This window comes from Candidatus Methylomirabilota bacterium, assembly GCA_035315345.1.
Classification (GTDB): domain Bacteria; phylum Methylomirabilota; class Methylomirabilia; order Rokubacteriales; family CSP1-6; genus CAMLFJ01.
The window spans coordinates 1-14,501 of sequence record DATFYA010000172.1; the positions used below are offsets into that span (position 1 = coordinate 1).

The window sequence follows — 14,501 nt, forward strand, 5'->3', positions numbered from 1 at the left end:
GGGCGGCGCGCCCGGTACCGCTGTTCGATCCGGGCGTGATCGGGTGTGCCTCGATGAACTGACGGTCCTCGGCGGTGAGGTTGCGCGTGACCAGGACGTGCAGCGCGTGGCCGTCGAATCGGAAGATCGCGGCCTGCTCGGCCTCGCAGAGGCGAACGGCGTTGTCGGAGAGCGTCTCGAAGACCGGCTGCAAGTCGAACGTGGACCGCCCGATGACCTTGAGCAGCTCGCTGGTGGCCGTCTGCTGCTCGAGCGCCACGCGCAGCTCGGCGTTGCGCGTCTCCAGCTCGGTGAACAGGCGCACGTTCTCGATTGCGATGACCGCCTGGTCGGCGAAGGTCTCAAGGAGTTCGACCTGCTTCTCCGTGAAAGGTCTCACCTCTGCACGCCGCAGGTTGATGGTGCCCACCGGCGCCCCTTCCCGGAGCAACGGAACGACCAGCGTCGTCCGGTAGCCGAACTCACGCGCCAGGGTACAGCCGAGCGGGAACTCATCCGCCTCGGCCTGGAGATCGAGCACGTGAACGGCCCGCCGCTCGAGCACCGCACGCCCCGCGACGCTCCCACGCTCGACTGGAATCAGTCGGCCGGCGGGCCCCGGAATGGGGCCGTGGTGGGCGGCCACCTTCAGCTCGGCGCCGTCCAGGTAGAAGATCTCTGCGTCGCGGGCACCGCAGAAGCGCGCCGCGCTCGTCACCAATGTGCTCAACACCGGCTGGATATCCGTCGGTGAGGTACTGATGACCCTCAGGACATCTGCCGTGGCAGTCTGCTGCTCCAGCGCCTCTCCGAGATCGGCGTTCTTGGCCTGCAGCTCGCCGAGCAGCCGGGCGTTCTCGATGGCGATCACGGCCTGGTCGGCGAAGGTGGCGACGAGCTCGATCTGCTTATCGGTGAACGCGCGGACCTCGGTCCGCCACAAGAAGAACAGCCCGACCAGACCGTCCTGCTTCAGCATGGGCACCGCCAGCACCGTGCGGTAGCCGCCGATCCGCTGGGATTCGTGCTGCTCCCACTCCGGGTCGGCCACGGCGTCGAGGATGTGAATCGTCCGGTGCTCCAGGGCGGCGCGGCCGATCGCCGACCCGCGCCCCGGCCGGGTCACGTTCCGACGCCAGTGGTCGCGGAACTCCGGATTCGATCCGTGCTCGGCGAGGAACCGGAACACCTCCCCGTCGAATTGCGCGATCAGGGCGCCTTCCGCGCCGGCCAGGCGCGCCGCATTCTCCACCAGGGTCTGGAGCACCGGTTGCAGATCGAACGTGGAGCGGCTGATCAGCTTGAGCACGTCGCTGGTGGCGGTCTGCTGATCGAGAGCGGCCGAGAGCTCGGCGTTCCGGCTCTGCAGCTCGCCGAACAGCCGCGCGTTGTCGATGGCGATCATGGCCTGGTCGGCGAAGGTCCGAAGCAGCGTGAGCTCGGCGGAACTGAAATCGCCTGCCTGGGCCCGGGTGATCGCGATCACGCTCCCGAAGTCCGGCCCGCGGAGGATCGGCACCACCGCAACCGAGCGGAAGCCGCGCAGCCGGGAGTGGTCGCGGATGAGCGGGTTCAGGGTGGGGTCGGTGTCGACGTCGGCGACATGCTGCGCCGCTCCGGTCAGCACCGCGCGCCCGTAGGGAGTGTCCGGGTCCGGCGGTTGTGGCGTCCCCATCTGCGCCATGAACGCCTCGCTGCTCCCGGGCAAGCCGCCGCGCGCGGCCACCGCGTGGATGAGCCCGTTCTCGTAGCGGAAAACCGAGGTGGACCAGGCCCCGAAGAGCCGCAGGGCGCTCTCGGCGATCGCCTCGAAGATCGGCTGCACGTCGGCGGGCGAGGCCGAGATCAGGCTCAGGACCGCGCCGGTGGCCGCTTGGCGCTCGTTGGCTTCAGCTAGCTCCTGCTCGAGCCGGCCGCGCCGGGCGCGCTCCTCGACCAGGGAAGCCTGGAGCGCCTCGACCAGGGCGGCCAGATCAGCGTTGGTCTGCGGCGTCATCACTCGGCCTCGGGGAGGTCAGACTTTGGGCGCCACACTGTAGCACACCGCCGAGTAGCACACCGCCGAGCGCGAACGGTCGAGCGTCAGCCTCCGGCTTGGCGCGGCGGGGCCGCGGGCGCCTTCGACTCACGCGCATAGAGCCGCAGCACCGACACCGCGAGCGCCATGATCACCGGCCCGGCGATCAGCCCGGCCAGGCCCATGGTCTCGAGGCCGCCGAACAGCGAGAGGAAGGTCAGGACCGGCGGCATGCCCTCCTCGCCCACCAGCCGCGGGCGGATCACGTAGTCGCTGAACCCGACCACCACCAGCGCGCCCCAGACGAGCAGGACGATGGCCAGCGTGGGATGGCCGGTGGCGAACAGATAGAGGCCAGCCGGCACCCACACGAGCAGCGTGCCCACCGCGGGCACCAGCGAGGCCAGCGCGGTGGCGATGCCGAGGAACACCGGCTTGGGCACGCCGGTGATCCAGTATCCGACTCCCGCGAGCACGCCCTGGACGAGGCCCGTCACCACCGTGCCGGCCAGCGTGATGCGGCCCACCCGGCGGAACTCCTCGAGGAGCGCGCGCGTGTACTGGGTGCGCAGCGGCGAGACGTGCTCCAGCGCGCTGACGATGCGCGGCCAGTAGCGCTGCATCACGTGCATGGCGAGCAGGGCGAAGAAGACGCCCAGCAGGAGATTGAGGGTACGCGAGGCCACCGTGCCCGCGACCGCCGCGGATCCCGACGCGATCTCCCCCGCGCCCGCGCGGAGCCGCTCGGTCACGACCTCGGTGGACAGGCCCACGCGTTCGAGCCAGCCGGTGACCATGCCGAGCCAGACGGTCAGCATGCCGCCCGGCTTCAATTCCTCTCGCACCGCGACGGCGAGCGCGCCCGCCTGGTCGACGAAGAGCGAGGCGAAGCCGGCCAGGCAGCCGAGGATCGTGAGGCCGGCGATCAGGACCACCGTGACGGAGGCGACGAACGGTCGGCCGCTCCACGCGGCCAGGCGCAGGTAGAGCGGCTGGCAGGTGAAGCCCATGAAGGCGCCGAGCAGGAGCCCGGTGGCGAACGGCCACGCCAGCCAGATGATGGCCAGCACCGCGCCGCCGGCGAGCCAGGCGAGCGCGCGCTCGCCGTTCACCGCGGCCTCAGCGCATCATGCGCGGCAGCCAGAGCGCGATGATCGGGAAGGCCACCAGGATCGCCAGCCGCGCCACGTCGGCCCACATGAAGGGCATCACGCCCCGGAACACGGTGCCGGTCGGCACCTCGGGCAAGAGCGTCTTGAGCACGAACATGTTCATGCCCACCGGCGGACTGATGAGGCCGATCTCCACCACGCATACGATGATGATACCGAACCAGACGGGGTCGAAGCCGAGATGCACGACGATGGGGAAGAACACCGGCATGGTGAGCAGGACCATGGATAGCTCCTCCATGGCGGTGCCCAGGATCACGTAGATCACGCAGATCGCCGCCACCACCATCAGCGGGGAGAGGCCCATGCGCGAGACGAGAGTGGTGAGATCGGACGGCATGGTGGTGATGTTGATGAACTCGGCGAACATGAGCGCGCCGATCAGGATCATGAACAGCATCGACGTGGTGCGGGCCGACTCCAGCAGCGCCTCGTAGAGGCTCCGCCAGCTGAGCGCGCGCCGGGCCAGCGCGAACACGAGGGCGCCCATCGCGCCCATCGCCGCCCCCTCGGTGGCGGTGAACAGGCCGCCGTAGATGCCGCCCATGACGAAGAGAAACAGCAGGGCCACCGCCCACACGTCCTTCAACGCGCTCCACCGCTCCCGCCACGAGGACCGTTGCCCGGGCGGGCCCCAGGTGGGATGACGCCACGTGGTGCAGAGGATCGCGATGCAGAGCAGGACCGCGCCGAGGATGCCGGGCAGCACCCCCGCCGCGAACAGCTTGCCGATGTTGGTCTCGGTGAAGACACCGTAGATGATCATGATCGTCGATGGCGGGATCATGATGCCGAGCGTCCCCGCCCCCGCCACCGTGCCCGCGGCGAGCTGATCGTGGTAGCCGAAGCGCTTCATGGACGGATAGGCCACCTTGGCCATGGTGGCCGCGGTGGCGATCGACGAGCCGCAGATGCCGCCGAAGCCGGCCGAGGCCCAGACGGTGGCCATGGCGAGGCCGCCGCGGAAGTGGCCGATGAAGGCGTAGGCGGCGCGGAAGAGCTCCTGCGACATGCCGGCGCGGGTGACGAAGTTGCCCATCAGGATGAAGAGCGGCACCACCGACAGCGTGTAGTTGCGCCCGGTCTCGTAGATCTTGGTCTGCGCGGTCGCGAAGGCCACCCACCAGTTCCAGTCGCGCATGTAGGCGTAGCCGACGATGCCCACGATGCCCATCGCGTAGGAGATCGGCACGCGCAGGAAGGCCAGCGCCATCATGGCCACCAGCCCGATCAGGCCCTCGATCATCGCGTGGCGGGCGTCCGGGACGCGCCCGCCTTGTAGAGGTGGATGAGCCCGGTCACCCCGATCGCGATCGCCATGAAGTACACGAACGGGCCGTAGGGGATGCGCAGGACGTCGGTGGCGTCCCGGTAGGCCCAGATCCGATCCGCCTTCAGCCACACCAGCCAGGCGAGCAGGAACATCACCGCCGCGCACAGGACGTGGACGCCCCGCTCGAGCGCCGCGGTGCCCCGCGGGCCGAGCAGCCGATCGATGAAGTCCATCAGCGCGTGCTCGTCGGCGTAGGTCACGAGCGGCAGGCCCGCGAAGATCAGCACCAGCAGCAACAGCTCGGTCACCTCGAAGGCGCCCGCCATCGGCCGGTTGAACAGGTAGCGGAGGACCACGTCGAGGAAGGTGAGCAGCATCATGACGAGCAGGATGGCGGAGGCGGCGACGCCGAGGACCCCCTCGACGCGCCGCCCCCAGTCGGAGCGAGCCGGGGTCACTGACCCGCGGCGACCTTCTTCAGCTCGGCGCGGAACTCGGCGAGGATCTTGCCGGCGTCGATGCCCTTGGCCGAGGCCTTCTTGATCCAGTCCTCGACGAGGGGCGCGGAGCGCTTCTGGACCTCGGCCACGAAGGCGGGATCGGCGTTGACGATCTTCACGCCCGACTTCTTGAGCGCGTCGAGGCCCTTGGCGTCGGCGTCGTCCCACGACCGGCCGGCCAGCCGCGCGATATGCTCGCCGCTGAGCTTCTCGATGATGGCCTGGTCCTCTTTCGGGATCTTGTTCCACTTGTCCTCGTTCATGAAGAATCCGAAGGCCGAGCTGTACATGCCGCCCGGGAAGAGCGTGGCCTGCTCCAGCACGGTCTCGAGCTTGAAGGACACGATCGACTCGAGCGGGAAGAACACCCCGTCGGCGACGCCGCCCTTGAGCAGCTCGTAGGACTCGGGGGCGGGCTTGACGAAGGCGGCGCAGCCGAGCGCCTTGGCCACCTGCTCGGCGACGCCGCCGCCGGTGCGGATCTTGAGGCCCTGCACGTCGTTGATGCCGGCCACCGTCCGCTTGGTGAACATCTGGCCGGGCCCGTGAGTGAAGACGCCGAGCAGCTTGACGCCCTTGTACTCGCCGACCGGCTGGAAGTACTTCCAGTGGATGCGCGAGTAGGCCACCGAGTTCACCAGCGCGGTGTCGCCGGCGCCGGGCAATTCGGCCATCAGCGGCAGGATGTGCCGCGCGGGCGTGTAGCTCGCGGTCACGTACGAGAGGTCCACCAGCCCGTCGCGCACGGCATCGAATGTGCCGGGCGGGGCCGACGGATGCTTCGGCAGCATGGTGAACTTGACGCGGCCGTTGGTGGCCTTCTCGACTTCGCTGGCCCATCCCTGCAGCACCACGCTGGTCAGGTGGTGCTGGGGGGACACCCACGACGACATCGTGAGCGTCGTCTGGGCGACGGCGGGCGGGGCCAGGCAGAGCGCGAGCGCCAGCGCGATCAGCGCGGCGCGCCTCGAGAATTTGCCCATCGTGTCTTCCTCCTGGGAGCGGGATGCGGTCCGGCGGGCCGTAGTGTATCGCAGGTTCCGCGCGCCGCGTGAGCGGTTACGCTTGCGCAGGGGGAGCCGGCGCGGTAGAACGGAGGGCGCCATGGCCAGGATCGAGCACATCGCGCGGTCCACGCATCCGGAAACACCCGCGCAGTCCGGCGTCCGTCCGCAGTAGCGCCCCGCCGAATGGGCAAGCGCGTCCTAGGCAAGGCCGCCATCGTCGTCGGCGGTGGGCAGACGCCGGGCCAGACGGTGGGCAACGGACGCGCGACCGCGATCGTGCTGGGCCGGGAGGGCGCGCGGGTCTGCATCGTAGACCGCCACCTGGTTTCGGCTCAGGAAACGGCCGACATGATCCGGCGGGAAGGTGGCGAGGCCTGGGCCCACGCGGCGGACGTGACGCGCGAGGCGGACGTGGCGACGCTCGTGGCCGCGACGCTCGAGCGCTTCGGGCGCGTCGACATCCTGCACAACAACGTGGGGGCGAGCCTGGCCCTGGGCGACGCGGTGGCCACCGATCTCACCGAGGAGGCGTTCGACCGGAGCCTCGCCGTCAACTTGAAGGCGACCTGGCTCACCTGCAAGCACGCCCTGCCCGCCCTGCGCGAGGCGCACGGCTCGATCGTGAACATCGCGTCGATGGCGGCGCTCAACGCCTATCCGCTGGTGGGCTACAAGACCACCAAGGCCGCCGTCGTCGCGCTCACCGAGAACCTGGCCGCGCACAACGCCCGGTACGGCGTCCGCGCCAACTCGATCCTGCCCGGGCTCATGAACACCCCGATGGCCATCGAGTCCCGCGTGGCCGCGGGCACCCCGCGCGAGGAGGTCATCGCCGCGCGCGACCGGCGGGTGCCGCTGGGGCGGCGCATGGGCACCGGCTGGGACGTGGCCCACGCCGCCCTCTTCCTGCACTCCGACGAGGCCTCCTTCATCACCGGCGTCTCGCTCATCGTGGACGGCGGCGAGTCGGTCTGCTGGGGCTCCTGACGTGGCTCCCGACGCGCGCGTGCCCGAGAACGCCTACCGCGCCCGCGCCGAGCGCGGCGAGGTGCAGATCGGGACGTGGATCACCATGATCCGCACGCCGTCGATCCTCACGCTGCTGCAGGCGGCCGGCCTCGACTACGCGCGCCTGGACATGGAGCACTCCGCGTTCTCCATCGAGACGGTGGCGGACATGGCGGCGCTGGCGCGCGCGATGAACTTCCCATTGGTCGTCCGGCCGCCCGCGGGCAATCGCGAGTGGATCACGCGCCTGCTCGACGCGGGCGTGTGGAACCTGCACATCCCGCAGGTCGAATCCGGCGAGCACGCGGCGTCGGTGGTGGCCGCCACTCGCTACATGCCGCTCGGCTCGCGCGGCATGTACGGCTCGGGCCCGCACACCGGCTACCGCGTCCGCCCCCCCGCCGAGCACATGGCCAGCGCGAACGCCCGCGTGCACGTGACCGCGATGCTCGAGACGCGCGGGGCCTTCGAGCGCCTCGACGAGATCGCGGCGGTGCCCGGCATCGACGCGCTCACCATCGGCCCCACCGACCTGGCCCAGGACCTGGGCGTGCTGGGCACCCCGGCCCAGAAGGACGTCCTGCGCGAGCACCGGGTGCGCCTGGGCGAGGCGGCGCGCAAGCACGGCAAGACGGTGGCGATGGCGGTCGACACCATGGAGGCGGTCCGCGAGGTCATCGCGCTGGGGGCCACCATCGTCAACTACTCCTCGGACGTGGGCATCCTTCGCTCGGGCTACGCGGCGGCGGTTGCCGAGATCCGCAGGCCAAAGGAGACGTCATGAAGATCAAGGCGGTGAACGGCTTCGCGCGCATTCTCAAGTCCGAGGGCACGCCGTGGGTGAGCTGCTACCCGACCAGCCCGGTGAACAACGCCCTCGGCGAGGAAGGCATGCCGATCCTCATGATGGGCGAGGAGCGCTTCGCGGTCGCGGTGGCCGACGGCTTCTCCCGCGTGACCAGCGGCAGGCAGATCGGCGTCTGCACCGTGATGGCCGGCCTCAACGCGGCGGGCATCCAGATGGCCTTCGGCGCCGTCGCGCAGGCCTGGGAGGATTCCTCTCCGCTGCTGGTGATCGCGGAAGGACTCGGGGTCGGGGCGAGCCGTCACACCCACTTCGACATGGCCGAGGCCTTCAAGCCGGTCACCAAGTGGGTCGGGCGGGTGGACCGCGCCGATCTCATCCCCGAGTACACCCGTCGCGCCTACACGCATCTGCGCTCCGGGCGGCCGGGCCCCGTGCTGCTGCTGATCCCGCGCGATCTCGGCGAGTACGACGCCGACGAGCATCCCTACGCGCCGGTGAAGGGCTGGCGCACCGGGCCCGATCCCGACGACGTGAAGGCGGCGATCCGGGCGCTGCTCGCCGCCAAGGATCCCCTGCTCCACGTGGGCGAAGGCGTCTGCTACGCCGACGCGGCGGCCGAGTTGCTGCAGTTCGCGGAGGCGGCCCAGATCCCCGTGCTCACCACGCTGAAGGCCAAGGGTGTGTTCCCCGAGAACCACCCGCTGTCGGTCGGCGTGCGCGGCTCCATGGCGGATCACTTCCTGCGCAAGTGCGACCTGCTCTTCTCGATCGGGTCGAGCCTCTTCCCCGGCCGCTTCAGCCACACCGTGCCCGACGCCCACAAGAAGACGATCGTGCAGTGCACGGTCGACACGCTCGACATCAACCGCAGCTACGAGACGCGCCACGCGGTGATCGGCGACGCCAGGCTCACCCTGCAGGCCCTGGTGACCGAGCTGCAGAGCAAGGGCGCGAGGAAGAACCCGGAGGTGCTGGAAGAGATCAAGGGGCAACGCCAGGCCTTCAAGGACAAGTTCCGCCCGTGGCTCGAGTCGAACGAGACGCCGATCAACCCGTACCGGGTGTTCGGTGACCTGGCCAAGGTGCTCGACCCGAAGAGCTCGTTCCTCACCGCCGACTCGGGCAACACCCGCGACCAGACCAGCACGGTGTACGAGGCGCAGATCCCGCGCGGCTATCTCGGCTGGGGCAACGTGTCCACCCTCGGCTTCAGCCTGGCCGGCGCGGTCGCGGCCAAGCTCGCGTTCCCGAACCGCCAGTGCGTGCACGTCACCGGCGACGCGGGCGTCTGCTACATGATGGGCAACTTCGAGGCGGTGGCCCGCTACAAGATCGGCATCACCACCATCCACATCAACAACGGCGGCTACTCGGGCTACGGCCCCGGCTTCTGGGGCGAGGGACACGATCCCTACACCTGGAAGGTCTCCGACCATGGCAGCGCGTGCATGGCCAACATGGCGCGCGCGGTCGGGTTCCACGCCGAGGACGTGAGCCAGCCCGCCGAGATCATCCCGGCGCTCAAGCGCGCCTTCGACGAGAACGCCAAGGGCCGGCCGGCCTTCGTGGAGTTCATCTGCTCGCACCATCCCGTTCACGGCGGCTGGGTCCGATAGGCCGGTGAAAAAGGAGTGAGGCATGGCTGAGGTGGACGTGTTTTCCAGCGCGACCGAGCTGCTTGCCGCCCTCCGCACCGGCGGCACCACCGCGGCCGAGCTGACCGAGCTCTTCATCCGGCGCATCGAGCGGTACGACGGCCGGCTCAACGCGGTGGTGGTGCGCGATTTCGACCGGGCGCGTCAGCAGGCGCGCGCCGCCGACCAGGCGCGGGCCCGCGGTGAGACGAGACCCCTGCTGGGGCTGCCGATGACGCTGAAGGAGTCGATCAACGTCGAGGGCCTCGGCACCACCTGCGGGGTGCCGGAGTGGAAGGGCTTCGTCTCGCAGCACGACGCGCCCGCGGCGGCGCGCACCCGCGCCGCCGGCGCGGTGCTGCTCGGCAAGACCAACGTGCCGCCGATGCTGGCGGACTGGCAGTCGGCGAATCCCGTCTTCGGGCGCACGAACAATCCGTGGGATCTCGGGCGGACGCCGGGCGGCAGCAGCGGGGGCAGCGCGGCCGCCATCGCCGCCGGTCTCAGCGCGCTCGAGGTGGGCTCGGACATCGGCGGGTCGATCCGGGTGCCGGCGGTGTTCTGCGGCATCTACGGCCACCGGCCGAGCGAGACCTTGCTGCCGAGGAGCGGGCAGTTCCCGCTGCCGCCGCTGCCCAACTCGGCGGTGGTGATGGGCGTGCAGGGCCCGCTGGCCCGCAGCGCGGAGGACCTCGAGCTGGCGCTGTCCGTCCTGGCCGGGCCCGAGATCGGCGAGGACGTGGCGTGGAAGGTGGCGCTGCCCGCGGCGCGGCGCGAGCGGCTGGCCGACTTCCGGGTGGCGATCCTCCCCCCGATTCCGTGGCTCGTCGTCGACAGCCAGATCAGCGCGGCCCTGCAGGGTCTGGCAGATCGTCTCGCCAAGCTGGGCGCGGCGGTCAAGGAGGTGCAGCCGGACGGCCTCGGCGACCATCGCGAGTACCACGGCTTCTACCGCACGCTGCTCTCCGCGGTCACCGGCGCGCGGGTGGATGCCGAGACGCGCCGGCAGCGCATCGCCAACCTGCGCGCGGCGGGCGACGATCTCTCGATGGGCGCGGCGCGCGGGCTCGAGGGCTCCGCGGGCGACTATCTGATCTGGAACGGCCGGCGCGAGCAGCACCGCGCGGCGTGGCGGGCGTTCTTCCGCGACTGGGACGTGCTGCTGGCTCCCGCCATCAACGTGCTCGCCTATCCGCACATCGAGCGCGCGTGGCCGGCCGACAACAGCGACCAGACGCTGACCTTCACGATCGACGGCCGGTCGGTGCCGTACCTGCACGGGCTCTGCTATCCCGCGCTCTCGACGGTGCCCGGGCAGCCGGCCACCGCGTTCCCGGTGGGGCGCTCGCGCGAGGGCCTGCCGATCGGCCTGCAGGCGGTCGGGCCCTACCTGGAGGACCTGACTCCGATCCGCTTCGCCGCCCTGCTGGCCCGCGAGATCGGCGGCTTCCGCAAGCCGTCCGGGTACGATCAGTCCTGATGCTGGCGATCGACGGTCACTGCGAGCCGCGCTTCACCGCCGTGCGCGAGGAGTTCTTCCGCAACTTCACCGAGCGCGGCGACGTGGGGGCCGCCGTCTGCGTGTATCAGGACGGCGTCCGCGTGGTCGACTGCTGGGGCGGCCACGCCGATCGCGCGCGGACCCGCGCCTTCGGCGCGGACACGATCGTCAACGTGGCCTCGACCACCAAGGGCATGGTCGCGCTCTGCGCCCACATGCTGGCCGAGCGGGGCAAGCTCGATCTGGACGCGCCGGTGGCGCGCTACTGGCCCGAATTCGCCGCCGCCGGCAAGCAGGACATCCCGGTGCGCTGGCTGCTGAGCCACCGCGCGGGGCTGCCCGCGATCCGCCGGCCCCTGCCCGCCGAGGCCCTGTTCGACTGGCGGGTGATGACCGAGGCGATCGCAGAGACTCCACCCTGGTGGACGCCGGGCCAGCGCCACGGCTACCACGCCATCACGTACGGCTTCCTGGTCGGTGAGGTCATCCGGCGCGTGGACGGCCGGACGGTGGGCGCGTTCCTGCGCGACGAGGTGACCGGCCCGCTGCGCGCCGACTTCTTCATCGGCGTGCCCGCGGCGGCGGACGGTCGCGCCGCCGAGGTCCTGGCGCCTCCGCCGCCGGCCGCGGGCGAGAAGACGCTCTGGGATACGATCCTCGCCGATCCCGACTCGCTCTCCGGTCGCACGTTCCTGAATCCGCCGCGCCCGGACGGGCTGGTCAACACGCGCGCCTGGCGCGCCGCCGAGATCCCGGCGGCCAACGGCCACACCAGCGCGCGCGGGGTGGCGCGCGTGTACGCTGCGCTCGCCCGCGGCGGCGAGATCGACTCGGTGCGTCTGCTCGCCCCGGCCACCATCGACCGCGCGATCGCGGAGCAGTCCAAGGGCCGCGACGAGGTCCTGACCCTGCCCACGCGCTTCGCCAGCGGCTTCATGCTCGGCATGCCCGGCGGCCTCTTCGACTGCGGTCCCGGCCGGCGCACCTTCGGCCATCCCGGCCGCGGCGGCTCCATCGGCTTCGCCGACCCGGACGCGCGCGTCGGCTTCGGCTACGTGACGAATCAGTACCTGACCGACACGCCTCGCCACCCGGACCGCCGCGTCCCGAGCCTGGTGGACGCGGTGTACGCGGCGCTGCCATGAGCCCGGCGTCCACCCTGACCGCGCGCGACTGCCTGCCCCGGGACGCCGAGCGCGCGCTCCTGATCGGGCGCGCCTGGTCACCCGCCGAGGACGGCCCCTGCGTCGTCGCGGTGCGCGGCGACGAGGTGGTGGATCTGACCCGCGCCTATCCGACCACGAGCCAGCTGCTGAACACCGCCAAGGCGGGCGACGTGCGCGCGGCGATGAAGGCCGCCCCGCGGCTCACCACGCTCGAGGCCCTGGCCGCCAACAGCGTGGAAGGCGCGCGCGACGCGTCGAAGCCGTGGCTGCTGGCGCCGGCGGACCTGCACGCGGTCAAGGCCAGCGGCGTGACGTTCGTGGCCAGCCTGCTCGAGCGGGTGATCGAGGAGCGCGCCAAGGGCAACCCCGCCCTGGCCGACGGGGCGCGGCGCGAGATCCAGGCGATCGTCGGCCCGGATCTCCGCGGGGTGAAGCCGGGTTCGCCCGAGGCCGCGCGCGTCAAGGAGGTGCTGGTCGCCAAGGGCATGTGGTCGCAGTACCTCGAGGTCGGCATCGGGCCGGACGCCGAGCTGTTCAGCAAGTGCCCGCCGATGGCCGCGGTGGGATCGGGCGCCCGCGTCGGCGTGCACCCGGCGTCGGTGTGGAGCAACCCGGAGCCCGAGCTGGTGCTGGTGATCGACCGCGACGGAGCCATCATGGCGGTCACGCTGGGCAACGACGTGAACCTGCGCGACGTCGAGGGCCGGAGCGCGCTGCTGCTGGGCCGCGCCAAGGACAACAACGCCTCGTGCGCGATGGGCCCGTTCTTCCGCCTGCTCGACGAGCACTTCACGCTCGACCACGCGCGCCGGGTGAGCTTCGAGACGGTGGTGCAGGGCGCCGACGGCTTCCGCATCGCCCACCAGACCCAGGTGAGCGAGATCAGCCGCGACCTGACCGAGCTGGCCGGCCAGGCCATCGGCCGCCACCACCGCTACCCGGACGGCCTGGTGCTCTTCATCGGCACGATGTTCGCGCCCACCGCCGACCGGGGCGCCCCGGGCAGCGGCTTCACCCACAAGACGGGCGACGTGGTGTCGATCGCCGCGCCCGAGATCGGGCGCCTCGTCAACGAGGTCGTGGCGTGCGACGCGGCCGAGCCGTGGTCCTTCGGGACCGGCGCGCTGATGGCGAGCCTCGCCCGCCGCGGGCTGCTGCGCGCTTGACCGGCTTCGCGCCCGGCTTGCCGCCCAGCGGCCGCGCGCGCACCAGGATGAAGGCCACCAGGCAGGGCTGATCGCTGCGGTTGCTCCACGCGTGATTGGTGCCGCGCTGCACGAGCGTGTCGCCGGCCCGCATCAGCGTCTCGCCCTCGTCCATCAGCGCCCAGATCTCCCCGGAGAGCACGATGGCGTAGTCCACCGTGTCGGTCTTGTGCATGCCGGGATGCCGGGAGGCGTCCGGGTCCAGGGCGTGGCCGGCGCCCATCGCGCGAAAGGCGGCCTCGCGATCGAAGCCGCCCGGCGCCGCGTCGGGCGGGAACTCCACGACTCTGAAGATGGTGCCCAGGCCCGGCGGCTCCAGCGTCATCCGCCGCCTGGCCGCGTCGGCGCGGCCCGCGTTGGAGGCGGGGGCGGCGTCGGTCACCCACAGGTCGGTCAGCGCGAAGTCGGTCCGCCCCGGCAGGGTGACCACGTGGGGCGAGGGCCCGTCGCTGGCGATCATGGAGCGCCCCCGCGCGTTGTGTCCGGTCACGATCCGTCGAATCGGCTTGATCATGGCGGCCTCCCGCGCGGGACTATACACCGGCGCCCGGCCGGGTGAAACTGTCGGCGGCAGCGATCCCGCAGCACGAAAGAGGACGACATGGCCGATCTGGTGATTCGCGGCGGCACGGTGGTGGACGGCAGCGGGGCGGCGCGGCGGCGCGCGGACGTGGCGATCGACGGCGGCCGCGTGAGCCATGTCGGCCAGGTGCGCGAGCGCGGCGCGCGCGAGATCGACGCGGGCGGCCTCGTGGTGGCGCCCGGCTTCATCGACGTCCACACCCACTACGATGCCCAGTACACGTGGGATCCGTACGCCACCAGCAGCATCTGGCACGGCGTCACCACCACCGTGATCGGCAACTGCGGCTTTGCGATCGCGCCCTGCCGGCCCGACGACCGCGACCTGATCATGCGCACGCTGGTGAAGGTCGAGGGCATGTCGCTGGCCGCGATGCGTGCCGGCATCACCTGGGGCTTCGAGACCTTCCCCGAGTACCTGGATCATCTCGAGCGCTGCAATCCGAGCCTGAACGTGGCCGCGCTGCTGGGCCACTCCACGATCCGCCAGTGGGTGATGGGCGGCGAGAGCCAGCACCGGGTGGCGACCGCCGAGGAGGTGTCGGCCATGTGCGCGCTGGTGCGCGAGGCGATGGCCGCGGGAGCGATCGGCCTCGGCTCCTCCACCGCGGAGGCGCACGTGGGCGAGGGCGGGCTGCCGGTGGCCAGC

The 14,501-nt window shown here is 71.1% G+C and carries 13 protein-coding genes; 7 read left to right on the plus strand and 6 right to left on the minus strand.

All coding sequences use genetic code 11. From position 1 onward, the window contains the following. The 5 genes from VKN16_22155 to VKN16_22175 form a co-directional block, all read right to left on the minus strand. A partial coding sequence (locus tag VKN16_22155; protein HME96916.1) for a GAF domain-containing protein occupies positions 1 to 1,975 on the minus strand: 1,975 nt, incomplete at its 3' end. An 86-nt stretch (positions 1,976 to 2,061) separates the two neighbouring features. Beyond that, entirely contained in the window at positions 2,062 to 3,108 is a 1,047-nt protein-coding gene (locus tag VKN16_22160) for an AI-2E family transporter (protein HME96917.1), read from the minus strand. A 7-nt stretch (positions 3,109 to 3,115) separates the two neighbouring features. Then, on the minus strand, positions 3,116 to 4,414 hold the full coding sequence (locus VKN16_22165) for a TRAP transporter large permease (GenBank protein HME96918.1): 1,299 nt from the start codon (positions 4,412 to 4,414) through the stop codon (positions 3,116 to 3,118). Beyond that, positions 4,411 to 4,899, minus strand: a complete 489-nt coding sequence (locus tag VKN16_22170) for a TRAP transporter small permease (protein HME96919.1) — start codon at positions 4,897 to 4,899, stop codon at positions 4,411 to 4,413. The genes VKN16_22165 and VKN16_22170 overlap by 4 nt, the downstream gene beginning before the upstream one ends. After that, complete coding sequence (locus tag VKN16_22175) at positions 4,896 to 5,924, minus strand: TRAP transporter substrate-binding protein (GenBank protein ID HME96920.1); 1,029 nt, start codon at positions 5,922 to 5,924, stop codon at positions 4,896 to 4,898. The genes VKN16_22170 and VKN16_22175 overlap by 4 nt, the downstream gene beginning before the upstream one ends. Positions 5,925 to 6,131: 207 nt before the next feature. Here VKN16_22175 and VKN16_22180 point away from each other — a divergent pair, with 207 nt between their 5' ends. Genes VKN16_22180 through VKN16_22205 form a run of 6 tightly spaced genes read left to right on the plus strand, consistent with a single transcriptional unit; the run spans position 6,132 to position 13,231 of the window. Then, positions 6,132 to 6,935, plus strand: a complete 804-nt coding sequence (locus tag VKN16_22180; protein ID HME96921.1) for an SDR family NAD(P)-dependent oxidoreductase — start codon at positions 6,132 to 6,134, stop codon at positions 6,933 to 6,935. A gap of 1 nt (position 6,936) precedes the next feature. Then, entirely contained in the window at positions 6,937 to 7,740 is an 804-nt protein-coding gene (locus tag VKN16_22185; GenBank protein HME96922.1) for an aldolase/citrate lyase family protein, read from the plus strand. Further along, positions 7,737 to 9,380, plus strand: coding sequence for a thiamine pyrophosphate-dependent enzyme (locus VKN16_22190; protein HME96923.1), 1,644 nt, complete (start codon positions 7,737 to 7,739; stop codon positions 9,378 to 9,380). Before VKN16_22185 ends, VKN16_22190 begins: the two co-directional genes overlap by 4 nt. A 22-nt stretch (positions 9,381 to 9,402) precedes the next feature. After that, complete coding sequence (locus VKN16_22195; GenBank protein HME96924.1) at positions 9,403 to 10,878, plus strand: amidase; 1,476 nt, start codon at positions 9,403 to 9,405, stop codon at positions 10,876 to 10,878. Further along, positions 10,878 to 12,044: a serine hydrolase domain-containing protein gene (locus tag VKN16_22200; GenBank protein ID HME96925.1), complete on the plus strand. Its 1,167-nt coding sequence runs from the start codon at positions 10,878 to 10,880 to the stop codon at positions 12,042 to 12,044. Before VKN16_22195 ends, VKN16_22200 begins: the two co-directional genes overlap by 1 nt. Further along, entirely contained in the window at positions 12,041 to 13,231 is a 1,191-nt protein-coding gene (locus tag VKN16_22205) for a fumarylacetoacetate hydrolase family protein (GenBank protein HME96926.1), read from the plus strand. Before VKN16_22200 ends, VKN16_22205 begins: the two co-directional genes overlap by 4 nt. On the opposite strand, the gene VKN16_22210 is transcribed toward VKN16_22205, so the two are convergent. Next, positions 13,134 to 13,784 carry a cupin domain-containing protein gene (locus tag VKN16_22210; GenBank protein ID HME96927.1) on the minus strand — a complete coding sequence of 217 codons (651 nt, stop codon included), beginning with the start codon at positions 13,782 to 13,784 and terminating at the stop codon, positions 13,134 to 13,136. The two genes, VKN16_22205 and VKN16_22210, sit on opposite strands and share 98 nt — an antisense overlap. Before the next feature lie 87 nt (positions 13,785 to 13,871). On the opposite strand from VKN16_22210, the gene VKN16_22215 reads away from it, so the two are divergent. Next, positions 13,872 to 14,501 (plus strand): amidohydrolase family protein (locus VKN16_22215; protein HME96928.1); only part of this gene is annotated, 630 nt, incomplete at its 3' end.

What these genes read in the sequence shown, in the direction of transcription:
- VKN16_22165 (HME96918.1), bottom strand. Translation starts at nt 4,414, where the DNA reads ATGATCGAGGGCCTGATCGGGCTGGTGGCCATGATGGCGCTGGCCTTC.
- VKN16_22175 (HME96920.1), bottom strand. Translation starts at nt 5,924, where the DNA reads ATGGGCAAATTCTCGAGGCGCGCCGCGCTGATCGCGCTGGCGCTCGCG.
- VKN16_22180 (HME96921.1), top strand. Translation starts at nt 6,132, where the DNA reads ATGGGCAAGCGCGTCCTAGGCAAGGCCGCCATCGTCGTCGGCGGTGGG.
- VKN16_22190 (HME96923.1), top strand. Translation starts at nt 7,737, where the DNA reads ATGAAGATCAAGGCGGTGAACGGCTTCGCGCGCATTCTCAAGTCCGAG.
- VKN16_22195 (HME96924.1), top strand. Translation starts at nt 9,403, where the DNA reads ATGGCTGAGGTGGACGTGTTTTCCAGCGCGACCGAGCTGCTTGCCGCC.
- VKN16_22200 (HME96925.1), top strand. Translation starts at nt 10,878, where the DNA reads ATGCTGGCGATCGACGGTCACTGCGAGCCGCGCTTCACCGCCGTGCGC.
- VKN16_22205 (HME96926.1), top strand. Translation starts at nt 12,041, where the DNA reads ATGAGCCCGGCGTCCACCCTGACCGCGCGCGACTGCCTGCCCCGGGAC.
- VKN16_22210 (HME96927.1), bottom strand. Translation starts at nt 13,784, where the DNA reads ATGATCAAGCCGATTCGACGGATCGTGACCGGACACAACGCGCGGGGG.